Annotated in this window: 37 protein-coding genes; all 37 read right to left on the bottom strand. The window is 33.9% G+C overall.

Annotated features, from left to right (window positions below; genetic code table 11):
* Positions 1-144: bL17 family ribosomal protein (locus R2808_RS04775; protein ID WP_371269820.1), on the bottom strand; the 144-nt coding region annotated here is incomplete at its 3' end.
* Between the two features lie 62 nt (positions 145-206).
* Positions 207-1199: a DNA-directed RNA polymerase subunit alpha gene (locus tag R2808_RS04770; RefSeq protein ID WP_371269816.1), complete on the bottom strand. Its 993-nt coding sequence runs from the start codon at positions 1197-1199 to the stop codon at positions 207-209.
* A gap of 22 nt (positions 1200-1221) precedes the next feature.
* Entirely contained in the window at positions 1222-1827 is a 606-nt protein-coding gene (rpsD, locus tag R2808_RS04765; RefSeq protein WP_371269815.1) for a 30S ribosomal protein S4, read from the bottom strand.
* A 92-nt stretch (positions 1828-1919) separates the two neighbouring features.
* Positions 1920-2303, bottom strand: coding sequence for a 30S ribosomal protein S11 (gene rpsK, locus R2808_RS04760; RefSeq protein WP_371269814.1), 384 nt, complete (start codon positions 2301-2303; stop codon positions 1920-1922).
* Between the two features lie 12 nt (positions 2304-2315).
* Positions 2316-2690: a 30S ribosomal protein S13 gene (rpsM, locus tag R2808_RS04755; RefSeq protein WP_371269813.1), complete on the bottom strand. Its 375-nt coding sequence runs from the start codon at positions 2688-2690 to the stop codon at positions 2316-2318.
* A 2-nt stretch (positions 2691-2692) separates the two neighbouring features.
* Entirely contained in the window at positions 2693-2809 is a 117-nt protein-coding gene (ykgO, locus tag R2808_RS04750) for a type B 50S ribosomal protein L36 (protein WP_371269811.1), read from the bottom strand.
* 94 nt (positions 2810-2903) lie between these two features.
* Positions 2904-3119 (bottom strand): translation initiation factor IF-1, encoded by a 216-nt coding sequence (gene infA, locus R2808_RS04745; RefSeq protein ID WP_371269810.1) that lies wholly within the window; start codon positions 3117-3119, stop codon positions 2904-2906.
* 4 nt (positions 3120-3123) lie between these two features.
* On the bottom strand, positions 3124-4470 hold the full coding sequence (secY, locus tag R2808_RS04740) for a preprotein translocase subunit SecY (RefSeq protein ID WP_371269809.1): 1347 nt from the start codon (positions 4468-4470) through the stop codon (positions 3124-3126).
* Positions 4471-4481: 11 nt separating this feature from the next.
* Complete coding sequence (gene rplO, locus R2808_RS04735; protein ID WP_371269808.1) at positions 4482-4934, bottom strand: 50S ribosomal protein L15; 453 nt, start codon at positions 4932-4934, stop codon at positions 4482-4484.
* 11 nt (positions 4935-4945) lie between these two features.
* Positions 4946-5128, bottom strand: a complete 183-nt coding sequence (gene rpmD / locus R2808_RS04730; RefSeq protein ID WP_371269806.1) for a 50S ribosomal protein L30 — start codon at positions 5126-5128, stop codon at positions 4946-4948.
* Between the two features lie 13 nt (positions 5129-5141).
* Positions 5142-5666, bottom strand: a complete 525-nt coding sequence (gene rpsE, locus R2808_RS04725; protein ID WP_371269805.1) for a 30S ribosomal protein S5 — start codon at positions 5664-5666, stop codon at positions 5142-5144.
* Positions 5667-5672: 6 nt separating this feature from the next.
* The gene (gene rplR / locus R2808_RS04720; RefSeq protein WP_371269804.1) at positions 5673-6023 is read right to left on the bottom strand and encodes a 50S ribosomal protein L18; all 351 of its coding nucleotides are present in this window, start codon (positions 6021-6023) and stop codon (positions 5673-5675) included.
* Positions 6024-6034: 11 nt separating this feature from the next.
* Complete coding sequence (rplF, locus tag R2808_RS04715; RefSeq protein WP_371269803.1) at positions 6035-6577, bottom strand: 50S ribosomal protein L6; 543 nt, start codon at positions 6575-6577, stop codon at positions 6035-6037.
* Between the two features lie 15 nt (positions 6578-6592).
* Complete coding sequence (rpsH, locus tag R2808_RS04710; protein ID WP_371269802.1) at positions 6593-6991, bottom strand: 30S ribosomal protein S8; 399 nt, start codon at positions 6989-6991, stop codon at positions 6593-6595.
* 189 nt (positions 6992-7180) lie between these two features.
* Positions 7181-7450, bottom strand: a complete 270-nt coding sequence (gene rpsN, locus R2808_RS04705; RefSeq protein WP_371269801.1) for a 30S ribosomal protein S14 — start codon at positions 7448-7450, stop codon at positions 7181-7183.
* A gap of 3 nt (positions 7451-7453) precedes the next feature.
* Positions 7454-8005, bottom strand: a complete 552-nt coding sequence (gene rplE / locus R2808_RS04700; RefSeq protein WP_371269800.1) for a 50S ribosomal protein L5 — start codon at positions 8003-8005, stop codon at positions 7454-7456.
* Positions 8006-8007: 2 nt separating this feature from the next.
* On the bottom strand, positions 8008-8322 hold the full coding sequence (gene rplX / locus R2808_RS04695) for a 50S ribosomal protein L24 (protein ID WP_371269819.1): 315 nt from the start codon (positions 8320-8322) through the stop codon (positions 8008-8010).
* Between the two features lie 11 nt (positions 8323-8333).
* Complete coding sequence (rplN, locus tag R2808_RS04690; RefSeq protein ID WP_007803649.1) at positions 8334-8702, bottom strand: 50S ribosomal protein L14; 369 nt, start codon at positions 8700-8702, stop codon at positions 8334-8336.
* Positions 8703-8704: 2 nt separating this feature from the next.
* Positions 8705-8962 carry a 30S ribosomal protein S17 gene (gene rpsQ, locus R2808_RS04685; RefSeq protein WP_371269799.1) on the bottom strand — a complete coding sequence of 86 codons (258 nt, stop codon included), beginning with the start codon at positions 8960-8962 and terminating at the stop codon, positions 8705-8707.
* A 15-nt stretch (positions 8963-8977) separates the two neighbouring features.
* Complete coding sequence (gene rpmC / locus R2808_RS04680) at positions 8978-9169, bottom strand: 50S ribosomal protein L29 (protein ID WP_371269798.1); 192 nt, start codon at positions 9167-9169, stop codon at positions 8978-8980.
* A gap of 20 nt (positions 9170-9189) precedes the next feature.
* Positions 9190-9609 carry a 50S ribosomal protein L16 gene (gene rplP / locus R2808_RS04675; protein WP_371269797.1) on the bottom strand — a complete coding sequence of 140 codons (420 nt, stop codon included), beginning with the start codon at positions 9607-9609 and terminating at the stop codon, positions 9190-9192.
* A 20-nt stretch (positions 9610-9629) separates the two neighbouring features.
* Positions 9630-10349 (bottom strand): 30S ribosomal protein S3, encoded by a 720-nt coding sequence (gene rpsC / locus R2808_RS04670; protein ID WP_371269796.1) that lies wholly within the window; start codon positions 10347-10349, stop codon positions 9630-9632.
* Between the two features lie 8 nt (positions 10350-10357).
* Entirely contained in the window at positions 10358-10765 is a 408-nt protein-coding gene (gene rplV / locus R2808_RS04665) for a 50S ribosomal protein L22 (RefSeq protein WP_371269795.1), read from the bottom strand.
* Positions 10766-10774: 9 nt separating this feature from the next.
* Positions 10775-11053, bottom strand: a complete 279-nt coding sequence (rpsS, locus tag R2808_RS04660) for a 30S ribosomal protein S19 (protein WP_371269794.1) — start codon at positions 11051-11053, stop codon at positions 10775-10777.
* Between the two features lie 11 nt (positions 11054-11064).
* On the bottom strand, positions 11065-11889 hold the full coding sequence (gene rplB, locus R2808_RS04655; RefSeq protein WP_371269793.1) for a 50S ribosomal protein L2: 825 nt from the start codon (positions 11887-11889) through the stop codon (positions 11065-11067).
* Positions 11890-11895: 6 nt separating this feature from the next.
* Positions 11896-12186, bottom strand: a complete 291-nt coding sequence (gene rplW / locus R2808_RS04650) for a 50S ribosomal protein L23 (protein ID WP_371269792.1) — start codon at positions 12184-12186, stop codon at positions 11896-11898.
* 11 nt (positions 12187-12197) lie between these two features.
* Positions 12198-12824: a 50S ribosomal protein L4 gene (rplD, locus tag R2808_RS04645; protein ID WP_371269791.1), complete on the bottom strand. Its 627-nt coding sequence runs from the start codon at positions 12822-12824 to the stop codon at positions 12198-12200.
* Positions 12824-13441, bottom strand: coding sequence for a 50S ribosomal protein L3 (gene rplC / locus R2808_RS04640; protein ID WP_371269790.1), 618 nt, complete (start codon positions 13439-13441; stop codon positions 12824-12826). The genes rplD and rplC overlap by 1 nt, the downstream gene beginning before the upstream one ends.
* A gap of 181 nt (positions 13442-13622) precedes the next feature.
* Positions 13623-13928: a 30S ribosomal protein S10 gene (rpsJ, locus tag R2808_RS04635; protein ID WP_371269789.1), complete on the bottom strand. Its 306-nt coding sequence runs from the start codon at positions 13926-13928 to the stop codon at positions 13623-13625.
* Between the two features lie 11 nt (positions 13929-13939).
* Positions 13940-16075 (bottom strand): elongation factor G, encoded by a 2136-nt coding sequence (fusA, locus tag R2808_RS04630; RefSeq protein ID WP_371269788.1) that lies wholly within the window; start codon positions 16073-16075, stop codon positions 13940-13942.
* Positions 16076-16094: 19 nt separating this feature from the next.
* Positions 16095-16571, bottom strand: coding sequence for a 30S ribosomal protein S7 (rpsG, locus tag R2808_RS04625; RefSeq protein WP_371269787.1), 477 nt, complete (start codon positions 16569-16571; stop codon positions 16095-16097).
* Between the two features lie 95 nt (positions 16572-16666).
* The gene (gene rpsL / locus R2808_RS04620; protein WP_072781281.1) at positions 16667-17047 is read right to left on the bottom strand and encodes a 30S ribosomal protein S12; all 381 of its coding nucleotides are present in this window, start codon (positions 17045-17047) and stop codon (positions 16667-16669) included.
* A gap of 169 nt (positions 17048-17216) precedes the next feature.
* On the bottom strand, positions 17217-18656 hold the full coding sequence (locus R2808_RS04615) for an alpha-amylase family glycosyl hydrolase (RefSeq protein ID WP_371269786.1): 1440 nt from the start codon (positions 18654-18656) through the stop codon (positions 17217-17219).
* A gap of 73 nt (positions 18657-18729) precedes the next feature.
* The gene (locus tag R2808_RS04610) at positions 18730-19674 is read right to left on the bottom strand and encodes an alpha/beta hydrolase (protein ID WP_371269785.1); all 945 of its coding nucleotides are present in this window, start codon (positions 19672-19674) and stop codon (positions 18730-18732) included.
* Between the two features lies 1 nt (position 19675).
* Positions 19676-21511 (bottom strand): glycoside hydrolase family 13 protein, encoded by a 1836-nt coding sequence (locus R2808_RS04605; protein ID WP_371269784.1) that lies wholly within the window; start codon positions 21509-21511, stop codon positions 19676-19678.
* Positions 21512-21588: 77 nt separating this feature from the next.
* Positions 21589-23697: a glycoside hydrolase family 97 protein gene (locus R2808_RS04600; RefSeq protein WP_371269783.1), complete on the bottom strand. Its 2109-nt coding sequence runs from the start codon at positions 23695-23697 to the stop codon at positions 21589-21591.
* 58 nt (positions 23698-23755) lie between these two features.
* A complete protein-coding gene (locus tag R2808_RS04595) occupies positions 23756-26068 on the bottom strand; it encodes a glycoside hydrolase family 65 protein (protein ID WP_371269782.1) in 2313 nt (770 codons plus the stop codon).

The following is a 26068-nucleotide window of genomic DNA, read 5'->3' as shown; positions in this document are numbered from 1 at the left end:
TACAAATTGTTTAAGCGCTTTTGCTTTAGCAACTGTAGTATTAATACGCTTATGCTCTATTAATGAACAAGCCATATTGGCTAACATAGCTTTTCTATGTCCAGTTTGTCTGCTTAAGTGATTTACTTTTTTTCCGTGTCTCATGACTTTTTGGTTTATCTTTCATCTTGCATCAATCCGTTTTGGAGAGCAAATTATGAAAGCGATTATTCTTTATCTAGTTTGTATTTTGTTAAATCCATTCCAAAATTTAAGCCTTTAGCAGCTACTAATTCGTCTAACTCGGTAAGTGATTTTTTACCGAAGTTACGGAATTTCATTAAGTCGTTTTTATTGAAAGAAACTAAGTCTCCTAAAGTTTCAACTTCTGCCGCTTTAAGACAATTTAATGCGCGAACAGATAAATCCATATCAACTAACTTAGTTTTAAGCAATTGACGCATGTGTAACGATTCTTCATCGTATGATTCTGTTTGTGCAATTTCATCAGCCTCAAGTGTAATTCTCTCATCTGAGAATAGCATAAAGTGATGGATTAATGTTTTAGCTGCTTCGGTTAAAGCGTCTTTTGGATGAATAGAACCGTCTGTTACGATTTCGAATACTAATTTTTCGTAATCGGTTTTTTGTTCAACACGGTAATTTTCGATAGTGTATTTTACATTTTTTACTGGAGTGTAAATAGAGTCTGTAAAAATAGTTCCAATAGGAGCACTTGCCTTTTTGTTTTCTTCAGCAGGAACATAACCTCTACCTTTTTCGATAGTAAGTTCCATATTTATGTTTGTTTTACTGTCTAAATTACAGATAACTAAATCTGGATTTAATATTTGAAAACCAGAAATAAATTTTTGGAAATCTCCCGCTGTAATTTGCTCTTTACCAGAAAGTGAAAGTGAAACAGTTTCATTATCGATTTCATCTATTTGACGCTTAAAACGTACTTGTTTTAAGTTAAGGATAATTTCTGTTACATCTTCTACTACACCAGCAATAGTTGAAAACTCGTGTTCTACACCTTCAATTCTTACTGAAGTGATTGCATAACCTTCTAATGAAGAAAGTAAAACTCTTCTTAATGCATTACCAACAGTCAATCCGTAACCAGGTTCTAAAGGTCGAAATTCGAATTTCCCTTCAAAATCGGTTGAATCGATCATGATAACTTTATCGGGCTTTTGAAAATTAAATAATGCCATAGTCGACTAAAGTCTGTTATTATTATTTGTTATACAACTCAACAATAAGTTGCTCTTTAATATTTTCTGGAATCTGTAATCTTTGTGGTACAGAAACAAAAGTTCCTTCTTTGGTATCGTTGTTCCAAGTTATCCATTCGTAAACTTGAGAAGCGCTTGCCAAAGAATTTGTTATAGCTTCTAACGATTTCGATTTTTCGCGAACAGCTACTTTATCTCCTGGTTTAAGGTGGTAAGACGGTACGTTAACTACTTCTCCGTTTACAGTAATATGACGGTGCGATACAATTTGACGTGCGGCTCTACGAGATGGGGCAATTCCCATTCTGTACACTACATTATCTAAACGTGCTTCACACAATTGTAATAAAATTTCACCTGTTACACCAGAAGCAGCAGATGCTTTCTCGTATAAATTACGGAATTGTTTTTCTAAAATACCGTAGGTATATTTAGCTTTTTGCTTTTCCATTAATTGGATTGCGTATTCCGATTTTTTACCTCTTCTCTTAGCTAAACCGTGTTGCCCTGGAGGGTAATTTCTTTTTTCGAAGGCTTTATCGTCTCCGAATATTGCTTCGCCAAATTTACGAGCAATTTTAGTTTTTGGACCAGTATATCTTGCCATTTTAAAAAATAATTAAGGTAGTGATTATGAATTCAGGTCTAAAATTTATCCTTCGATAATCGTTAACCTACCTTGGTTATACTAATAATTAATTATACTCTACGTCTTTTAGGAGGACGACAACCGTTGTGCGGCATAGGAGTTACGTCGATAATTTCAGAAACTTCGATTCCTCCGTTATGGATAGAACGAATTGCTGATTCTCTTCCGTTTCCTGGACCTTTAACGTAAACTTTTACTTTTTTAAGCCCTGCTTCTAAAGCTACTTTTGTACAGTCTTCTGCTGCTAACTGAGCGGCATATGGAGTGTTCTTTTTAGAACCTCTAAAGCCCATTTTACCAGCTGAAGACCATGAAATTACTTCGCCTTTTTTGTTTGTTAACGAAATAATAATGTTGTTAAAAGTAGCATTAATATGTGCTTCTCCTGTAGACTCAACTATAACTTTACGTTTTTTTGCTGCTGTTTTAGCCATATTATTTACTTATTATTTAGTTGCTTTTTTCTTGTTAGCAACAGTTTTTCTTTTACCTTTTCTAGTTCTAGAATTGTTCTTAGTTCTTTGTCCTCTTAATGGAAGACCAGCTCTATGACGAATTCCTCTTTGACAACCGATATCCATTAAACGTTTGATGTTTAATTGAATTTCAGAACGTAATTCTCCTTCAATTTTGTAATATGAAACAGCATCACGAATAGCGCTAATTTCATCGTCATTCCAATCTTGAACTTTTTTATCTTCGCTTACTTGAGCTTTTGCTAAAATATCTTTAGCTCTACTTTTACCTATACCGAAGATATAAGTTAAAGCAATAATTCCTCTTTTTTGTTTAGGTACATCTACCCCTGCAATTCTAGCCATAATTATCCTTGTCTTTGTTTAAATCTAGGATTTTTTTTATTAATCACATAAATTCTGCCTTTTCTACGCACAACAATGCACTCGGCACTTCTCTTTTTTACTGATGCTCTTACTTTCATCTTTACTTTAGTTTAAAAGTTTAAAGTTTAAAGTTTAAAAGTTGATTTCTCTCTTTGCAACTTTCGACTTTTTACTTTACGACTTAATATTTTATTAATATCTATATGTTATACGAGCTTTTGATAAATCGTAAGGGCTCATTTCAAGTTTTACCTTATCTCCTGGTAGTAATTTAATGTAGTGCATACGCATTTTACCTGAGATATGAGCAATTACGATGTGTTCGTTTTGTAATTTTACTCGAAACATTGCATTTGATAATGCTTCAATTATGGTTCCATCTTGTTCTATTGCTGATTGTTTTGCCATAATATTAAGCTACTGCTTTTCGGTTTTTACCACTTTTCATTATACTATCGTAATGTCTGTTTAACAAATACGAATTAACTTGTTGAATTGTATCAATTGCAACACCTACCATAATTAATAACGATGTTCCACCGTAGAAATACCCCCAAGCACCTTGTACATTTAATAAACTAACTACAATAGCTGGAAAAACAGCTATTAAAGCCAAAAATAATGAACCTGGGAAAGTAATTAACGACATAATTTTATCAAGATAATCGCTTGTTTCTACTCCAGGACGAATTCCTGGTATAAAACCACCACTACGTTTTAAATCGTCTGCCATTTTATTTGTAGGAACAGTAATTGCGGTATAAAAATATGTAAAAATTACAATTAACAATGCAAAAACTATATTATATACTAATCCGAAAGGATTACTAAACATTGTACCTAAGTTTCGAGCTGTTTCAGATTCTGTTGCTAAACCTGCTAAAGCAGCTGGTATAAACATAATAGCCTGCGCAAATATAATTGGCATTACTCCAGAAGCATTTAACTTTAATGGAATAAATTGTCTTGCACCACCTAACTCATCTTGTTCAAAACTACCCGAAGTAGTTCTTCTTGCGTATTGAACTGGTATTTTACGAACTGCCATTACTAATAATACACAAGCTACTATTACCAAAATCCATAAAATAATTTCGATAACAATCATCATGATACTACCGCTTGATTCTTGAGAAGTTCGCGAAACAAATTCTTGAGCAAATGCTTGTGGTAAACGAGCAATAATACCCACCATAATTAAGAGAGATATACCATTACCAATTCCTTTATCGGTAATCTTTTCTCCTAACCACATAGCGAATATAGTACCTGTAACTAATATAAGTACTGATGAGAATATAAACGTTGGACCGCTTAATAAAAATGCTTCTCCTGGTAACTGGTTATATAGATTATATATATACCCAGGACCTTGTACTAAGGTAATAGCTATAGTAAGCCAACGCGTAATTTGAGTGATTTTTTTTCGTCCGCTTTCGCCGTCTTTTTGTAGTTTTTGCAAATATGGAATCGCTAATCCCATTAATTGCACCACAATAGAAGCCGAAATGTATGGCATAATACCTAATGCAAATACGGAAGCTTGCGAAAACGCACCTCCTGTAAACACATTAATTAACCAACCAATACCTTGATCTGTTTGCTCTGCCAGTTTTCCTAGTTTAGTAGCATCAATACCTGGAAGCGTTACTTGTGCACCAAAACGATACACTAATAACAAACCTAGAGTTAAAAGAATTCTATTTTTTAGCTCTTCAATTTTCCAAATATTTTGTAAAGTATCTATAAACTTTTTCATGTACTAAAATTTTATAAAGTTACAACTTCTCCTCCAGCTGCTTCAATAGCGGCTTTTGCAGATGCTGTAAATTTGTGAGCACTAACTTTAAGTTTAGCTTTTAACTCACCTCTTCCTAAAATCTTTACTAAACTGCTTTTTGTTGCTAAACGATTATCAACTAATGTAGCAAAATCTACTGTATCTACTATTACACCATTATCTACTAATGTTTGTAATGTATCTAGATTTACGCCTTGGTATTCTACTCTGTTTATGTTTTTGAAACCAAACTTAGGAACACGTCTTTGAAGCGGCATTTGCCCGCCTTCAAAACCAATTTTTTTAGAGTAACCCGAACGAGATTTTGCTCCTTTATGACCACGTGCAGCGGTACCACCTTTTCCAGAACCTTGTCCTCTACCTACTCTTTTATTTTGATTATGTGTTGAACCTTCAGCCGGTTGTAAGTTACTTAAATTCATAACGAAATTTATTATTTAGTTTCTTCTACAGAAACTAAGTGTTTAACTTTATTTACCATTCCAAGGATAGCAGGACTTGCGTCGTGCTTAACAACTTGTCCTAATTTTCTTAACCCTAAAGAATCTAATGTTCTTTTTTGAGTTTCAGGACAGTTAATTCTACTTCTAACTTGTTTTACTAAAATTTTTGCCATTTTCCTTGAATTTTTATCCTTTGAATACTTTTTCTAGAGAAATACCTCTTTGTTTTGCAACTGTTACAGCACTTCTCATTTGTAATAAAGCATCAAAAGTAGCTTTAACAACGTTATGAGGGTTAGATGAACCTTGAGATTTTGATAACACATCGTGAATACCAACTGATTCTAATACTGCACGTACAGCACCACCAGCAATTACTCCAGTACCGTGAGATGCAGGCATTAAAAACACTCTTGCTCCACCAAATTTTCCTTTTTGTTCATGAGGTACTGTAGCACTGTTTAATGGAATACGCACTAAATTTTTCTTAGCATCTTCTACTGCTTTAGCAATTGCTTCAGAAACATCTTTAGATTTACCTAATCCGTGACCTACAACACCGTTTTCATCTCCAACAACAACAATAGCAGAAAAGCCGAAAGCTCTACCACCTTTTGTTACTTTGGTTACACGATTTACACTAACCAAACGATCTTTTAATTCGAGACCACCTGGTTTTACTAGTTCTACATTTTTATAATTTTGATACATAATTTCTTAGAATTTAAGTCCTGCTTCTCTAGCTCCTTCTGCTAATGATTTTACACGTCCGTGATACAAATATCCACTTCTATCAAAAGTAATATTTGAAACACCTGCTTTAAGAGCTCTTTCTGCTACTAATTTACCTACTGCGCTTGCAGTTTCAATTTTTGTACCTTTTGTTACTCCCTTTTCACGAGAAGATGCAGCAACTAATGTAACACCGTTTACGTCGTCTATGATTTGCGCATAGATTTCTTTATTTGATCTAAATACAGATAGTCTTGGTTGTTGCGTAGTTCCGCTAACCGTTTTTCTAACTCTGTAATGGATTCTTTGTCTTCTTTCCGATTTTGTTAATGACATAGCCTTAATTTTTAAGCTGATTTACCTGCTTTTCTTCTTAATACTTCACCTACAAACTTAATACCTTTTCCTTTATAAGGTTCTGGTTTACGGAAAGATCTGATTTTAGCAGTAACCTGTCCTAATAATTGTTTGTCAAATGATGATAATTTCACTATTGGATTTTTACCCTTTTCAGAAATAGTTTCTACAGTTACTTCTGGAACAATTTCTAAAACTATATTGTGTGAATAACCTAATGCTAAATCAAGTCTTTGACCTTGGTTTGAAGCACGGTAACCAACACCCACTAGTTCTAATTGTTTTGTAAAACCTTCTGAAACTCCCTCAACCATATTGTTGATAAGAGCACGATAAAGCCCATGTTTCGCTCTCTCGTTTTTGTTGTCTGATGAACGTTCAACTATAACTTGACCGTCTTCTACCTTTACAGTAACATCAGAAAACTCTTGAGAAAGCTCGCCTAATTTTCCTTTTACTGTAACCACAGCATCTTTAACTTCTACTGTTACTCCTGCTGGAATTGCAATTGGATTTTTACCTATTCTTGACATGCTTTCGTCTTTTAATTAGTATACGTAACAAATAACTTCTCCTCCAACATTAAGTTGTTTTGCTTGTTTTCCTGTCATTACTCCTTTAGAAGTTGACACGATAGCACAACCTAAACCATTTAAAATTCTTGGTAACGTTGTAGAACCTGAATACTTACGCAAACCTGGTTTACTTATTCTTTGGATATCTCTAATTATTGGCTCTTTCGTTTCTTTGTCGTACTTAAGAGCAATTTTGATTGAACCTTGTGGGGTTTCTGTTTCAAATTTATAACTCAAGATGTATCCTTGGTCGAATAAAATTTTTGTGATTTCTTTTTTCAAGTTAGATGCCGGAATCTCAACCACTTTATGGTTAGCTCTCGACGCATTACGAATTCTTGTTAAGAAATCGGCAATTGGATCTGTATACATATTTATTAAATTGCGGTTTTGGTTTTCAAGAGGCAACCCACTTCTTGAACCTGAAACCAATTAATTCATTTTTATAATTCTATAAGTCGCAAACACCCCAAAAATTGGTGTTTTTGCGACTTATAGTTAAACTTTTTCAATAAAAAAGTGTGCAAATATAAACTTTTTTATTTATTAAAGCAATTTATTTTACCAACTAGCTTTTTTTACGCCTGGAATTAATCCTTGGTTGGCCATTTCACGAAAAGTTACACGTGATATTCCAAATTGACGCATATAGCCTCTTGGGCGTCCTGTTAATTTACAACGATTGTGTAAACGTACGGGTGAAGCATTTTTTGGTAATTTTTGTAATGCTTCATAATCGCCTGCTTCTTTTAACGCTTTTCTTTTGGCTGCATATTTAGCTACTAACGCCTCTCTTTTTGCCTCACGGGCTTTCATTGATTCTTTAGCCATGTCTTAATTCTTTTTAAAAGGTAAACCTAGTTCTGCTAATAATGATTGTGCTTCTTTGTCTGTATTTGCAGATGTTACGAAAGTAATATCGAAACCGGCAATTTTGTTTACTTTATCAATATCAATTTCTGGGAAGATAATTTGTTCTACAACACCTAAGTTGTAATTTCCTCTACCATCGAAACCTGTAGATTTAATTCCGCCGAAATCACGTACACGAGGTAGTGAAGATGTAATTAATCTATCTAAGAATTCATACATTCTTTCGCCACGTAATGTTACTTTAGCACCAATAGGCATACCTTTTCTTAATTTGAAAGACGCTACGTCTTTTTTAGAAATAGTTGCCACTGCTTTTTGGCCTGTAATATTTGTGATTTCATCAACTGCGTAATCTACTAATTTCTTGTCAGATACAGCTGCACCAACGCCACGGCTTACTACTATTTTTTCAAGTTTTGGAACTTGCATAATACTTTTGTAACCGTATTCTTCTTTAAGAGCAGCAATAATTCTACTCTTATACTCTTCTTTTAATCTTGGTATATAAGCCATAACTATAATACTTGATTAGATTTTTTTGAGAACCTTACTTTTTTATCACCTTCCATTTTATACCCTACTTTAGTAATTGATTTTGTTTTAGAATCAATTAGAGCTAAATTAGAAATATGAATAGGTGCTTCTTTTTGAACGATACCACCTTGAGGGTTTTTAGCACTTGGTTTTGTATGTTTTGAAACCATGTTTAAACCTTCAACTATCGCTTTGTTTGTTTCACGAAGTACACGTAATACTTTTCCTTCTTTGCCTTTGCTTTCGCCAGCAATTACTTTTACTACGTCTCCTGATTTGATTTTTAACTTTGTCATCATTTTTAGAATTAAAGCACTTCTGGTGCTAATGATACAATTTTCATGAATTGTTTTTCACGAAGTTCTCTGGCAACAGGACCAAATACACGAGTTCCTCTCATTTCACCTGCTGCATTTAATAATACGCATGCGTTATCATCGAAACGGATGTATGAACCGTCTGCTCTTCTTACTTCTTTTTTAGTACGAACAACAACTGCTGTAGAAACAGCTCCTTTTTTTACGTTTCCGTTTGGAGTTGCATCTTTAATAGATACTACAATTTTATCTCCTACTGATGCGTAACGACGTTTGGTTCCTCCTAGAACACGAATAGTTAAAACTTCTTTAGCTCCCGTGTTATCTGCTACTTTTAATCTTGATTCTTGTTGTACCATAATTATTTAGCTCTTTCAATGATTTCAACTAATCTCCAACATTTAGATTTACTTAATGGTCGTGTTTCCATGATCTTTACAGTATCTCCAATGTTACAATCGTTTTTTTCGTCGTGTGCCACATATTTTTTAGTTTTTAACACGAACTTACCATATAATGGGTGTTTTACTTTTTTGGTTTCAGAAACAACAATAGATTTTTCCATTTTGTTACTGGTAACAACACCAATTCTTTCTTTTCTTAAATTTCTTTTTTCCATCTTACAGAATAACTATTATTGTAACTCTCTTTTGGTAATTTCAGTAGCAACTCTTGCTATTGATCTTCTTACTCCTCTAATTTCAAGTGGATTGTTAATAGGTGAAATTGCGTGAGCAGTTTTTAGTTCGGCATACGTTTTCTGTAATTGACTAAGTTGCTCTTGTAATTCAGCTGAAGATAGATTTTTAATTTCTGACTGTTTCATCGTAATAATTTTTTTGTAAATTATGCTTCGAAATCTCTAGCAACAACAAACTTAGTTTTTACTGGAAGTTTTTGAGCTGCCAATCGTAATGCTTCTTTAGCAACTGATAATGGCACGCCACCTACTTCAAACATAATTCTTCCTGGTTTTACAACTGCAGCCCAATATTCAACTGCACCTTTACCTTTACCCATACGTACTTCGAGAGGTTTCTTAGTAATAGGTTTATCTGGAAAGATTTTAATCCATAATTGTCCTTCTCTTTTCATAAAACGAGTAGCTGCAATACGAGCTGCTTCAATTTGACGAGAAGTAATGAAAGAAGAATCTAGAGATTTGATTCCAAACATACCGTTTGAAAGCTCATGACCTCTTTGCGAGTTTCCTTTCATTTTACCTTTCTGTACCTTGCGGTATTTTGTTCTTTTAGGCTGTAACATTTTTCTTTAATTTAAAATAATTACTTTCTTTTACGAGCTGGTTTACCTGATTTTGATCCTCCAGAAGATTTAGACTTTTGTTTGTCCATACCAACTAACGGTGAAAGATCTCTTTTTCCGTAAACTTCACCTTTCATAATCCATACTTTAATACCCATTCTACCGTAAGTAGTGTGAGCTTCTGCTAAAGCATAATCGATATCGGCTCTGAAAGTAGATAGAGGAATACGACCATCTTTAAAATGTTCTGAACGTGCCATTTCAGCACCATTTAAACGACCCGAAATCATTACTTTAATACCTTCAGCATTCATACGCATTGCAGCCGCAATAGCCATTTTAATAGCTCTTCGGTATGAAATTCTGCTTTCGATTTGACGAGCAATACTGTTAGCTACTAAATAAGCATCTAACTCAGGACGTTTAATTTCAAAGATGTTAATTTGAACCTCTTTGTCAGTAATTTTCTTAAGTTCTTCTTTTAACTTGTCTACCTCTTGACCGCCTTTACCAATAATGATACCTGGACGAGCCGTAGTGATAGTAACGGTTACAAGTTTTAAAGTTCTCTCGATAATTATTTTTGAAACACTTGCTTTTGCTAAACGTGCGTAAATGTATTTACGAATTTTGTAATCTTCTGCGATTTTATCACCGTAATCATTTCCACCATACCAGTTTGAGTCCCATCCTCTGATGATCCCAAGTCTATTTCCGATTGGATTTGTCTTTTGTCCCATACTGTTTATTAGCTTTGTGTGTTATTATTTTCTCCTAACACGATTGTTACGTGGTTAGAACGTTTTCTAATTCTGTGTGCACGACCTTGTGGTGCTGGGCGAAGTCTTTTTAACATCATACCACCATCAACGCGAATCTCTTTTACAAATAAGCCTGCTTCTTCTAAATTAGCCTCAGCATTTTTTTGCTGATAGTTATTAATTGCAGAAAGCAATAATTTTTCTAATCTTCTAGAAGCCTCTTTTTGACTAAATCTTAATATATTTAGAGCTTGTTCTACTTTTTTACCTCTTACTAAATCAGCTACTAAACGCATCTTTCTAGGCGAAGTAGGGCAATTGTTTAATTTAGCGAAAGCCACTTGTGCTTTAGCTTCTTTAATTTGCTCTGCTCTTTCTCTTTTACGAACTCCCATAGCTTCTTATTATTTTTTACCTTTATTTTTTGCACCAGCATGACCACGGAATGAACGTGTTGGTGAAAATTCTCCTAATTTATGACCTACCATGTTTTCTGTAACGTAAACTGGTACAAATTGACGACCATTGTGTACTGCGATAGTTTGCCCAACGAAGTCTGGAGTAATCATTGAAGCTCTTGACCAAGTTTTGATCACAGCTTTATTACCGTTTTCTACGTTTTCTAAAACTTTCTTTTCTAATTTATAGTGTACGTAAGGTCCTTTTTTTAATGAACGTGCCATGTTTTTCTAAATTATTTCTTTCTACGTTCTACAATATACTTGTTGCTCGGATTGGTTGTAGAACGAGTTCTATAACCTTTAGCTGGTAAACCTTTTCTTGAACGTGGATGACCTCCAGATGAACGGCCTTCTCCACCACCCATTGGGTGATCTACAGGGTTCATAGCTACTGGTCTTGTTCTAGGTCTTCTGCCCAACCATCTAGATCTACCTGCTTTACCAGATACCACTAGTTGATGATCAGAATTTGATACAGCCCCAATTGTTGCCGAACACGTTAACAAAATTAATCTTGTTTCACCTGAAGGCATTTTAATTGTTGCATATTTACCATCTCTTGCCATTAACTGAGCAAAAGTTCCTGCTGAACGTGCGATAACAGCACCTTGACCTGGGCGTAATTCTATACAAGAAATTACAGTACCTAGAGGAATTTTACTTAAAGGCATTGCGTTTCCAATTTCTGGAGATGCGTTTTCACCAGAAACTACAGTTTGCCCTACTTGCATTCCGTTTTGAGCAATAACATAAGTCTTAGCTCCATCAGCATACGCTAACAACGAAATAAAAGCAGAACGATTTGGATCGTACTCGATAGTTTTCACTATAGCTGGAACACCATCTTTAGCTCTTTTAAAATCGATTATACGATACTTTTGTTTATGACCACCTCCTGAATAACGGATGGTCATTTTTCCTTGACTATTTCTACCTCCTGAGTTTTTTTTCGGCGCCAATAATGACTTAACCGGCTTATCAGTTGTAATAGTGTCAAAGCTATTTACAACTCTAAAACGCTGACCCGGGGTAATAGGTTTTAATTTTCTAACTGACATTTTTAATTAGATATTAGTATAAAAATCTATTGATTCTCCTTCTTGAACTTGAACAACTGCTTTCTTGTAAGCATTTGTTTTCCCACTGATTAAACCGTTTTTGGTGTATTTAACGCTTCTATCTGCTCTATAGTTCATTGTATTAATAGCAACTACATTCACACCATACGCAGCTTCAACTGCATTTTTGATTTGAATTTTGTTAGCATTTTTAGCAACAACAAAACCGAAACGATTAAAAACCTCACCATCTTTGGTCATTTTTTCAGTTATAATGGGTTTAATAATGATACTCATAACCTTATATATTAACTTAAATTAGCTTCAATTCCACTTACAGAACCTTCAGTCAACACTAAACTTTTAGCATTTAAAACGCCGTAAGTATTTAATTCTGAAGAAGTTACAACTGAAGTCGATTGTAAATTGCGCGACGACAAATATACATTTTTATTTGCATTACCTAACACAAATAACGACTTTTTATTATCTAACCCTAAAGCTTTCAATACATTAATGAAATTTTTAGTATTTGGTGTTTCAAAAGTAAAATCTTCTACCACTACTAAATTAGATTCTTGCGCTTTTAAAGTTAAAGCTGTTTTACGAGCCAATCTTTTTAAGTTTTTATTTAACTTAAACGAATAGTTTCTTGGTTTTGGACCAAAAACTCTACCACCACCTACAAATACAGGCGATTTTACACTACCTGCACGTGCAGTACCTGTACCCTTTTGTTTTTTAATCTTACGAGTACTTCCTGCAATTTCTCCTCTTTCTTTAGACTTATGTGTACCTTGTCTTTGATTAGCTAAATACTGTTTTACATCTAAATACAAAGCATGCTTATTAGGCTCAATTGCAAATACAGCGTCAGAAAGTTGTACTTTTCTCCCTGTATCTTTTCCGTTGATATCTAATACTTTTACTTCCATTACTTTTGAATGATTACGTAAGAGTTTTTATGACCTGGTACACAACCTTTTACTACTAAAAGATTTTTCTCTGCCACAACTTTTAAAACTCTAAGGTTTTGAATTGTTACTTTCTCTCCTCCTGTTCTTCCCGCCATACGCATTCCTTTGAATACACGAGAAGGATAAGACGATGCTCCTACTGAACCCGGTGCTCTTAAACGGTTATGTTGACCGTGAGTTGCTTGACCAACACCACCAAATCCGTGACGTTTTACAACCCCTTGAAAACCTTTACCTTTAGACACACCTTGTACATCTACAAATTCTCCTTCGTTGAATAAATCAACAGTTAACACATCTCCTAGATTGTGTTTTTCTTCAAAATACTTGAATTCAACAACTTGCTTCTTAGCCACAGTACCCGCTTTCTTAAAGTGTCCTTCTTCTGCTTTTACTGTTTGCTTTTCTGCCTTGTCATCGAAACCAAGTTGAAGAGCTTCATACCCGTCAACCTCAGTGGTTCTGACTTGGGTAACAGTACATGGACCAGCCTCAATAACTGTACACGGAATGTTTTTTCCGTTTTCGTCAAAAATGCTTGTCATACCGATTTTTCTTCCGATTAACCCAGACATATTTAAAATAATTATTAATTACTAATTTACTTGAAAACAATATATATGTTTCCCAATGGGGTGCAAAGGTAATCTTTTTATTTTATTTTGCAAACAATTGATTTTCTTTTTTATAAGTTTTTTATAAAAACAAAACCTCGACAAAATGTCGAGGTTTTCTATTACTCAATTTTAGTATCTATCACACTTTGATTTCTACTTCAACACCGCTTGGCAATTCTAATTTCATTAAAGCATCGATAGTTTTTGAAGATGAACTATAAATGTCTAACAATCTTTTGTACGAACTTAGTTCGAACTGCTCACGCGCTTTTTTGTTTACGTGCGGAGAACGTAATACAGTAAAAATCTTTTTATGCGTAGGCAATGGAATTGGCCCTGTTACCGCTGCACCTGTACTTTTTACAGTTTTAACGATTTTTTCAGCAGATTTATCTACTAAATTATGATCGTATGATTTTAGTTTTATTCTAATTTTTTGACTCATTTTCTTTAAAATTAAGCGTTACCTTTAGCTTTTTTAATAACTTCTTCTGAAATATTAGAAGGCGTTTCAGCGTAATGTGAAAATTCCATTGTTGATGTTGCTCTACCAGAAGATAATGTTCTTAAAGTAGTTACATAACCAAACATTTCAGAAAGTGGCACAGAAGCTTTAATTACTTTAGCACCTGCTCTATCGTCCATATTGTTTACTTGACCTCTACGTCTGTTTAAGTCACCTACAATATCACCCATATTTTCTTCTGGAGTTAACACTTCTAACTTCATAATTGGCTCAAGGATAACAGCACCAGCAGCTTTTGCTGATTCTTTATAACCTAATTTAGCAGCCAATTCGAATGAAAGCGCATCTGAATCCACAGGGTGGAATGAACCGTCTAGTAAAGTTACTTTTAAACTATCTACTTCATATCCTGCTAAAGGACCTGATTTCATAGCCTCACGGAAACCTTTTTCAACAGCTGGTATATATTCTTTTGGTACGTTACCACCTTTTACTTCGTTAACGAATTGTAAGCCCATTGGCACTTTTCCGTCAACTTCGTCAGCTGGTCCAATTTTGAATACGATATCACCAAATTTACCACGACCACCTGATTGTTTTTTATAAACCTCTCTGTGTTCAGCTTGTCTAGTGAATGCTTCTTTGTACTCAACTTGTGGTTCACCTTGGTTTACTTCCACTTTAAACTCACGACGCATACGGTCAACAATGATGTCTAAGTGAAGCTCACCCATACCAGAAATGATAGTTTGTCCTGAAGCGTGGTCTGTACGTACTGTAAAAGTTGGATCTTCTTCTGCTAATTTTGCTAAAGCCATACCCATTTTATCTACGTCAGCTTTTGTTTTAGGCTCAACTGCAATACCGATTACTGGATCAGGGAACACCATTGATTCTAATACAATTGGATGTTTTTCATCACACAATGTATCTCCCGTTTTAATATCTTTAAAACCTACTGCTGCTCCAATATCTCCAGCTTCAATTCTATCGATTGGGTTTTGCTTATTAGCGTGCATTTGATAAATACGCGAAATACGTTCTTTGTTACCAGAACGAGTATTTAACACGTACGAACCTGCATCTAAACCACCTGAATACGCACGGAAGAAAGCCAAACGACCTACATAAGGATCGGTAGCAATTTTAAATGCTAATGCTGCGAAAGGCTCGCTAACCGATGGTTTTCTTGATATTGGCTGCTCTGTGTCTGGGTTTGTACCATCAATAGCTTCTTTATCTAATGGAGAAGGCAAGAATTTACAAACAGCATCTAACATAAACTGTACTCCTTTGTTTTTGAATGAAGATCCACATAACATTGGAATAATAGCCATATCGATAGTTGCTCTTCTTAACGCGTTATTGATTTCATCTTCTGTAATAGAATCTTCATCTTCCATGAATTTTTCTAAAAGATTTTCATCGTAAGCAGCAACTTCTTCAATTAATTGTTGTCTGTATTTCTTTGCATCTGCAATCATATCGTCTGGTACAGGAACAATATCGAAAGTAGCACCTTGTGTATCATCGTGCCAAACGATTGCTTGATTTTTGATTAAGTCAACCACTCCTTTAAAATCAGCTTCATCACCAATTGGTAAAACCAATGGCACTGCATTTGATTTCAACATATCTTTTACTTGCTGACATACTGCTAAGAAATTAGATCCTTGACGGTCCATTTTATTAACAAATCCCATACGAGGCACTTTGTAGTTATCAGCTAATCTCCAGTTGGTTTCAGACTGTGGTTCAACGCCATCTACTGCAGAAAACAAGAATACCAAACCATCTAACACACGTAGTGAACGGTTTACCTCTACTGTAAAGTCAACGTGACCTGGAGTATCGATAATATTAAAGTGGTAACCTTTAGAATCTGCTGTTGGCTTACCTTGTTCTGTTGGAAAATTCCATTCACAAGTTGTAGCAGCAGAAGTAATGGTAATACCTCTTTCTGCTTCTTGCTCCATCCAGTCCATGGTTGCAGCACCTTCGTGAACTTCTCCAATTTTATGCGATTTACCGGTATAGAATAAAATACGTTCAGTAGTCGTAGTTTTACCTGCATCAATATGCGCTGCAATACCGATATTTCTTGTATATTTTAAATCTCTTGCCATTTTGTTTTTTCTTTATGAATTAAAATCTAAAGTGAGAGAATGCTTTATTAGCCTCAGCCATTTTGTGCGTATCCATTCTTTTCTTAACAGCAGCACCTTCTTCTTTAGCTGCTGACAAAATTTCAGATGCTAAGCGAGCCGCCATTGACTTTTCGTTTCTTTTTCTTGCATAAAGAATTAACCATTTCATTGCCATAGAAATTTTTCTATCTGGACGAATTGGCATTGGGATTTGGAACGTAGCACCACCTACACGACGCGAACGTACTTCTACGTGCGGCATAACATTGGTTAAAGCATCTTTCCAAAGTTCTAATGACGATTTTTCATCGTCTTGCTTTTTAGTTTCTACGATTTCTAAAGCATCGTAAAATACTTTGAAAGCAACTGATTTTTTACCGTCCCACATTAAGTTATTCACAAAACGCGTTACTAACTGATCGTTAAATTTTGGATCTGGTAAAAGAGGTCTTTTTTTGGCCTGTCTTTTTCTCATGTCTTTTCTTTTTTAAAGTTTAAGGTTTCAAAGTTTAAGGTTTGCAAAGTTTTTACTTTCAACTTTTAACTTTCAACTTTTAACTTAATTAAAAATTACTTTTTGTCTTTAGGGCGTTTTGCACCATATTTAGATCTTCTTTGTAAACGACCGTTAACTCCGGCAGTATCCAAAGCACCACGTACGATGTGGTATCTAACTCCTGGTAAATCTTTTACCCTTCCACCTCTAACTAATACTATCGAGTGCTCTTGTAGATTGTGTCCTTCACCAGGAATGTAAGCGTTTACTTCGTTACCATTTGTTAAACGAACACGGGCAACTTTACGCATTGCCGAGTTTGGTTTTTTTGGTGTTGTAGTGTAAACACGCGTACAAACCCCTCTTCTTTGAGGACAAGAATCTAAAGCAGCCGATTTACTCTTCTTAGTTATTTTGGCTCTTCCAGTTCTTACTAATTGTTGAATTGTTGGCATAATTACTTATAAATTAATACTTGTTTATCTACCCTATTTTAGGGGATGCAAAGGTAAAAATTATTTTTTATAATCCAAATCTTAATATATTAATTTTCAATACAATTCAAAAAAAATAAGACAGCCTTATTAATTGACTGTCTTAATTCTATATAAAAATATTGAATTTTTAGTTTGTTAAAACAAAATATTGCCATGGCTGAAACTTCATAGTTTCATCACTTTTCAATTCAATTTCTTTTCCAGTGATGTAGTCTTTGTATTTTCCTTCAACTTTTACCGTTGCATTTTGTTCTTTATCCGAAAAATTAGCTAGATAAACTACCTCATTACCTCCATTTTTTCGAGAGAATGCAATTATTTTATCGTTATCAGGTGTAAGCATTGTCATATATTCTGCTTTTGATTTTCCACCAGCTAATGCAGGATTTTCATTTTTAAGTTTCCCTAATTTTTCTAGCAAAGCCCATTCATTACCTTTTGTTTTAGGAATGGAATCTTTTTCGAAGAATTTTAAACTATGATCTAATCCATATTCGTCACCACTATATATTAACGGCATTCCAGGCATAACATAAGACAAAGCAATTCCTGCTTCTCTGGCTTTACCTAAGCGTGAATTTATAGTTCCATTCCAAGAATTTTCATCGTGATTATCAACAAAATTCATCACAATATCATTGGCTTCATATTCTTTTGAAACTTTTTCCATATACTTTGCCCAATCGGTTACAGGTTTTTTACCTTGTGCCATTTCATTCATTAAATGATGACCTTCCCAACCATAACACATATCGAATAAGTTATCTTTCAATAATTCGGGTTCCCAAGCCTCGGCTAACATAAAAATATTTTTTTCTTTACGTAATTCAGGAATAGCTTGTTGCCAAAAATCGGTTGGAACATTACTGGCAACATCGCAACGGAAACCATCAATATTTTCGTTAGTTATCCAATGTTTCATATCGGCAATCATGGTTTTACGCAATTCTGCATTATCATAATTCAAATCGGCAACATCTGTCCAACCCCAAGATTCTCCAGTTTCGGGATTAATTGGATCAATAATTTCGCCTTTATCATTTTTAGTATAAAACTCAGGATGTTCTGTTATCCACTTATGATCCCAACCGGTATGGTTTGGCACCCAGTCTAAAATAACATACATACCATTATCGTGAGCTGTTTTTACCAATTCACGAAAATCTTCAATAGTACCAAACTCCGGATTTACCTTAGTAAAATCGGAAACTGCATAGTAACTTCCTAAATATTTATGTTGCTCTGCTTCGGGCATTTCTGAAGCAAACTTACTGTTTTCGCCACCTGTAGCTTTTCTTTTAGTTTGCGAAATAGGAAAAATAGGCATTACCCAAATGATTTTTACACCCAATTCCTTTAACTGCGGAATATCTTTGGTAAAGGCTTTAAAACTTCCTTCTGGAGAATATTGACGAATGTTAGCTTCGTAAATAACTGCATTTTCAGTGGTTTTATCGTTAAATGCTTCTAATTTTGGTGTATTGTCAACCACTACACCTTCTTTATTTTCTCTTTTACAACTCCATAAAAAAGAAAGGGCAACTAGAGTTACAATTGTTTTTTTCATTGCTATTAATTTATATTTATTTTTTTCTTTAACCTCAAAGGTTTTAAAAACCTTTGAGATCTTTTTCTTTTTATTATCTTTTATTTTTTTCTCCAAATATAAATTCAAGAGGAATATGTAATCGCTTGCACCAAGCATTTTCAGAATGATTTTCGCCTTCAAATTTTAAATTTTCATAATTCGTAATATCATAACCTTTTAGATCAAAAACTTCATCTACTTGCTGTGCATATTTTACATATTCAGCATCAAGCTCAACTGTTCCGTAATCAAAATACAATTTATGTGTTTTAGGTGAAGGGCAATGTTTTTTTATATAATTAAAAAATTGATTGGGAATTGGATTGCCATCAAAATCTCGAAAACCTGGCCAATGTGTAGACAGACATGCGGCAGCACCAAATACTTTTGGATATTCGCAAATGGCATACATCGAAATCAATCCGCCCATGCTAGAACCCATGATAGCAGTATGCTGAGCATCGGTATAAACGGAATAATTTTTATCGACAAAAGGTTTTACTTCTTTTACTATAAATTTTAAATAATTGTCAGCATTCAACTTTTTTTCATCAAATGAAAAACCTGATTTTTTAATGGCTGCCTTTAATTCTTCTCGTTGAACTTTTGTTAAATTTTCGTAAGGTTTTTGTGGAAAATAATCGGTATGACGAATTTGTGGCACGTTGTGAATAGCCACAACAATAACATCTACTATTTTATTTTCTGAAACTAATTGCGTTAGCACATCATCAACTCCCCATTCTTGTTTATTCCAAGTCGTTGTTGCATCAAATAGCATTTGTCCGTCGTGCATATACAATACACTGTATTTTTTATGGGCAACATAATTGTCTGGTAACCAAACATCAACCGTTCTTTTTTCAACAAATTTTGACGGAAAATCTTGTATTCTTACAATGGTTCCCAAAAATCTGGACGAATCTTTTAATTGCTCACTTTTTATTGAATTTTGAGCAAGTGATAAAGAAACCATAAGTAAAAAAATATATTTCATTTTAATGTAATTCTAAAATATAAGAAGTCAAGGCTTCAATTTCAATGTTTTGAGTAAGATCTATTTTTTTATCAGAAATCACATCAAATCCGCTTTTTGCAGTTTTAATATTTTCTTGAAAACGAGCTAAATTGATTTTTTGTTTTTCTAATGAATTATTAATAATTACCATTACTGATTCTGTATCGTTATGACGGAAATATACATACACATTGTTTTCTGGAATGTATTGTGTTAATTTTCCAGAATGAATAACATTTTTATTTTTTCGCCAATTCAATAATTTCTTTGTTACATTAAAATAATCGTTTTGTAAATCATTTCTACCTGAAGCAGAAAAAGCATTGTTCGCATCGCCTTTCCAACCACCTGGAAAATCTTGACGAATGGCAGCATCGCCTTTACCTTTATCGCCAGCCATTCCAATTTCGCTACCATAATACAATTGAGGAATTCCACGCATAGTAGCCATTAAAGTCATCGCCATTTTATATTTCTTGATGTCGTTTTGGTAAATGTGATTGAAACGTGCAGTATCGTGGTTTTCGAAAAAAATTAATAAATTATTTGGATCGGCATACAAGAAATCATTCACAAAATTTTCGTAAAACTTAATGGTTCCATCAAACCAACTGGCACTATTTTGATTGAAAACTTCACCAAAAGCATCGTGAAGCGTAAAATCCATCACACTTGGTAAATGTGAATTGTAACTTTGAATTTTAGCAATCGGACTATCTTTTTGCCAATACGAAATTTGAGCTTGGTCGTGCATCCATACTTCACCTACAATATTAAAATAAGGATACTCATCGGTAATTGCCTTGGTCCAATTTGCAATACCTTCTTTATCATTGTAAGAATAGGTATCTACACGGAAACCATCTAAATCGGCAAATTCAATCCACCAAATTGCATTTTGAATTAAATAATTTAACACCAACGGATTCGATTGATTCAAATCGGGCATACTTGGTACAAACCACCCGTCCATACAATAACGTGCATCTCTTTTTGAAGCATAATTATCATATTGCGTTGTCATGCGGTAATTACTTTGTGCATACCCTGGAAATTGATGAAACCAATCGTATGTAGGCATATCTTTAAACATCCAATGCTCGGCACCCCAATGATTGGTTACATAATCCATTACCAATTTCATATCGCGTTTGTGCATTTCGGCAGCTAATTGTTTGTATTCGTCATTAGTTCCATAACGCGGGTCAATTCTATAAACATCTGATTGACCATAAGTGTGATACGAGTAGGTTTCGTCGTTATCCTCGCAAAGTGGCGTGCTCCAAAGTGCTGTAATTCCTAATTCTTTTAAATAATCTAAATGATTAATAATTCCCTGAATATCGCCTCCATGACGCCCACCTGGGTTGTTTCTATCTGCTTTTTCTTTTAATTCAGAAGACGAATCGTTGGCTGAATTACCATTTGCAAATCGATCGGGCATGATTAAATACATGGCATCTGCCGAAGTGAAGCTTTTTCGTAAAGAAGAATTTTCTTTGCGTTTTTTAATTTCAAAATCTTTAGTAAAAGTTGACTTTCCGTTTTTGAATTGAAATTTTAAAGTTTGTGCACTTACATTTTTAGTCTCAATTGTTACGAATAAATAATTTGGATTTTCAGTTTTAACAACATTCGTTATTACTACGTTATTGGAAACCGAAACAGCATTTTGGGCGATATTTTTTCCATAAAACATTACTTGAACTTCTGAATGGTTCATTCCTTCAAACCAAAATGGCGGTTCCATTTTATCAACTTGAGCAAATGATAAAATTGTAAGTGATATTAATAATAAGGTTGTTATTTTTTTCATTTTTTATTTTTTTTTAACCAGACCTCAAAGGTTTTAAAAACCTTTGAGGTCTTGCCTTGTTAAAAACCCATTAGATTTTATTTAATTTCTTTTATACTAATTCCAAATCCACCCGCTATTTTAGTATTAATACTAAGCTTTGATTTTTGTGTTACTTTTTGTTTAGAAATAGTATAAGCTTGAGGATTGGTTTTATAATCAGCATTTTTAGCATCAGCATAAATGGTTGCTTCGTATTTTTTCCCTTTATCCAAAAAATCTAAATTAATTTCAGAAACTCTTTCTTTTAATCCATTCGAATTACCTACAAACCAGTCATTTGAATTTTTATCTTTGCGAGCAATTGTAGTGTAATATCCTGGTTCTGCTTCTAAATAAACCGATTTTTCCCATTCCACTGGCACATCTTTTATAAACTGAAAAGCATCTAAAAATTGATTGTAATGTTCTGGTAAATCAGCCGCCATTTGTAATGGGCTATACATTACTACATACAATCCTAATTGATTGGCTAAAGTTGTATTTACATGAGAATTATTATTTGGATTTAATTTTGAAATATTCATTTCAAAAATACCTGGTGTATAATCCATTGGTCCACCCATTAAACGTGTAAAAGGTAAAATAGTAGTATGATTTGGTTTTGAACCACCAAAAGCTTGAAATTCTGTTCCACGAGCCGATTCGTTACCTATTAAATTAGGATACGTACGACAAATTCCAGTAGGACGAACCGCTTCGTGTGCATTGACCATTATTTTATAATCAGCAGCTTTTTCAATGGAGTATTGATAATGATTATTTATCCATTGGCTATAATGATGTTCGCCACGTGGTAAAATATTACCAACATAACCGCTTTTTACTGCATCATAACCATTGTCTTTCATAAATTGATATGCTTTATCCATGTGGCGTTCATAATTACGAGTTGAACCCGAAGTTTCATGATGCATAATCATTTTGATTCCTTTAGAAGCGGCGTATTTATGCAATTCTTGCACATTAAAATCAGGATATGGTGTAATAAAATCAAATACATAATCTTTTGATTTTCCGAACCAATCTTCCCAACCTTCGTTCCAGCCTTCTACTAAAACAGCATCAAAACCATGTTGTGCTGCAAAATCGATATACTCTTTAACATGTTTTGTGTTTGCAGCGTGTTTTGGACTTTGTTTTACTTTGGTATAATCTGTAACACCTAGTTGAACGGCTTGCACATCATCGGTATAAGCCCAAGCACTTTTTCCAGTAATCATTTCCCACCAAACACCAACATATTTTACAGGTTTTATCCATGAAGTATCTTCAATTTTACAAGGTTCATTTAAATTTAATGTCATTCGCGAAGCTAAAATATAGCGTGCATCATTGCTCACAATTATAGTTCTCCATGGCGACACACATGGTGCTTGTAAATAGCCTTTATCACCTTTTGCATCGGGCGTTAAATGTGATTGAAACACAAAATTTTTATCATCTAAATTAAGATGCATACAAGAGTAGTTGATTAGCGCTGCTTCGTGTATATTAATATAGATTCCATTTGTAGTTTTCATCATTAAAGAAGTTTGTACACCCGTATCTGAAAATTGTTGTTGCGAAGCATTTTCGGTTACTGCACCTCTAAATAATTTTCTTATCTCTGAAAGTTTACTTTCTGTATAATCATATTCTTGTGTATCATAATCGCCTGGAATCCAAAAAGCAGTATGATCGCCCGTCATGGCAAATTCTGTTCGTTCTTCTTTTACAACAAAATAGACAAGATTTTTTTGTTCTGGAAATTCATAGCGAAAACCTAAACCATCATCGAAAAGTCTGAATTTTATTATTATTTTTCTATCCGTTTGTCTTTGTTGTAAAGTAACTGCTAACTCATTGTAATGATTTCTTATTTTTGTTTCTTCACCCCACACAGGTTTCCATGTTTCATCAAAAGAAGCTGTTTTTGAATCTGCCAATTGAAAATCATTTAATAATGATTTTGTATCGTTTTTCAATTCTAAACCTAATTTACTCCGTTTTATAATTTCTGTATTATGATAAAACAATTGATAAGTAGGTGTGCCATCTTCCAAAAGATAAAATTTCATTTTAAAATTTCCATTGGGCGACATCAATTCTTGAGCAATTCCAAAAACTGAAACTAAAAAAAAGAAAAATACGAATGATTTTTTCATGTGTTGTTTAATTAAAAAGCAAAACCTCAAAGGTTTTGAAAACCTTTGAGGTTATTTATTAAATTAAGTTTAAAGTTGTTTTCGCTACAGTTTCAATACCGTTTAAAAGAATTGGCAATTCTTTTTCTCCATCAACTAAAATAGTTGTTTCGTTTTGCGTTACTTTTACTGTTACTATTTGATTTCTGAAATTGACTTTAAACGAATATGCTTGCCATTGTGATGGAATTCGCGGTTCAAAAGATAAAGTGTTATCTTTAATACGCATTCCTCCAAAACCTTCAACAATACTCATCCATGTTCCAGCCATTGAAGTGATGTGTAAACCTTCGTGTACTTCTTTATTATAATCATCTAAATCCAAACGCGATGTACGTAAATAAAAGGTGTAAGCCTGCTCCATTCTTCCTAAAACTGCGGCTTGAATAGAGTGTACACAAGGCGATAACGAACTTTCGTGAACAGTAAATGGTTCGTAAAAATCGAAATGTTTTGCTAATTCGTCTTTTGTAAAATGATCTTCAAAGAAATAAAATCCTTGCAAAGTATCGGCTTGCTTAATATAAGGCGAACGCAAGATTCTATCCCAACTCCATTTTTGATTAATTGGTCGTTGCGATTTTTCTAAATTGGCTACTGTAACTAATTCTTTATCTAAGAAACCATCTTGTTGTAAATACACGCCGTGTTCTTCAGAATATGGAAAATACATAGCATCTGCTACTTTTTTCATAGCTTCCATTTCTTCAGTACTCAAATTAACTTTTGCTTGTATACGTTGATAATCGTTTTGATATTCTTGGTTAACTTTTTCAACTTGTTCCAATGTATAATCAATACACCATTTGGCAATATAATTGGTGTACCAGTTATTGTTTACATTGTTTTCGTATTCATTCGGGCCAGTTACACCTAAGATAACATATTTATTTTTAGCCGTTGAAAAAGTGGCTCTTTGATGCCAAAAACGTGCAATTCCGATTAAAACTTCTAATCCTTTTTCTGGAATATATGAATAATCATTGGTAAAACGGTGGTAATTATAAATGGCAAATGCAATAGCGCCATTACGATGAATTTCTTCAAAAGTAATTTCCCATTCATTATGACATTCTTCTCCATTCATGGTAACCATTGGATATAAAGCTGCGCCGTTTTTAAAACCAAGTTTTTCAGCATTTTCGATAGCTTTATCCAATTGATTGTAACGATATGTTAATAAATTACGAGCAACTTGTTGATCTTTTGTAGCCATATAAAATGGAATACAATACGCCTCGGTATCCCAATAGGTAGAACCTCCGTATTTTTCGCCAGTAAATCCTTTTGGTCCAATGTTTAAGCGTGAATCTTTACCAGAATAGGTTTGATTTAATTGAAAAATATTGAAACGAATACCTTGTTGCGCTTTAACATCGCCATCAATGGTAATATCACTCATTTCCCAAATTGTAGCCCAAGCTTTAATTTGATTTTCTAATAATTGTTGAAAACCTAATTCGTTTGCTTTTGAAATTGCTTTTTGAGCTGCTGGTATTAAGTTATCAAAATTATAATGTAAAGAAGTGGTATAACCTCCAAATTTTTGAAGTGAAACGGTTTTATTTTTTTCAGCTGTTACTTCATAGGTAAAAGTTACTTTGGTAGCTTCTTTAGTAACATTAGATGGATTAGTTGCAATATTTTCTTGCTCAATCCAAACAGAATTATGCATAAAAGTAACTACTTCATAATTCGTTTTTAATGTTTTAGAAACAATAAAAGCTTGATTCAACTGCGCTTCTTCTTTTACTTGAAGTGTTTCCCAAAATTGATCGTCCCAATTGGTATCTTCGTTATGAATTCCCGAATCTAAATAAGGCTTAAATGTAATGTTTGCTTTACCGTTTAATGGCGTAATACTATATTTAATAGCGCCAACTTCGTCTAAATCTAAAGAGAGGAAACGAGTAACATTAACCTCAATTTCAGTGTTATTTTGTAAAACTGCCTGGAATTGACGTTTATACCACCCTTCTTTCATGTTTAATTCACGACGAAAGTTATTTACGGCTTTACATTTTGCCAAATCTAATGATTCTCCATTTATTTCAACTGCGATTCCTATCCAATTTGGCGCATTTAATACTTTTGCAAAATATTCAGGGTAACCATTTTTCCACCAACCTACTCTAGTTTTATCGGGATAATATACGCCAGCAATATAACTTCCTTGGAATGTTTTTCCGGAATATGCTTCTTCAAAATTGGCACGTTGCCCCATAGCACCATTTCCCAAACTAAATAAGCTTTCAGACGATTTTACAGTTTCTGCATTAAATCCTTCTTCAATAATCGACCAGTTATTTGGTATGATATAATCTTGATTCAT

The sequence above is a fragment of the Flavobacterium sp. genome (genome assembly GCF_041392005.1).
In the GTDB taxonomy this organism is placed as follows: domain Bacteria; phylum Bacteroidota; class Bacteroidia; order Flavobacteriales; family Flavobacteriaceae; genus Flavobacterium.
Note: the sequence above shows the minus strand (reverse complement) of the source record. Positions and strands in the feature narration are given on the sequence as shown.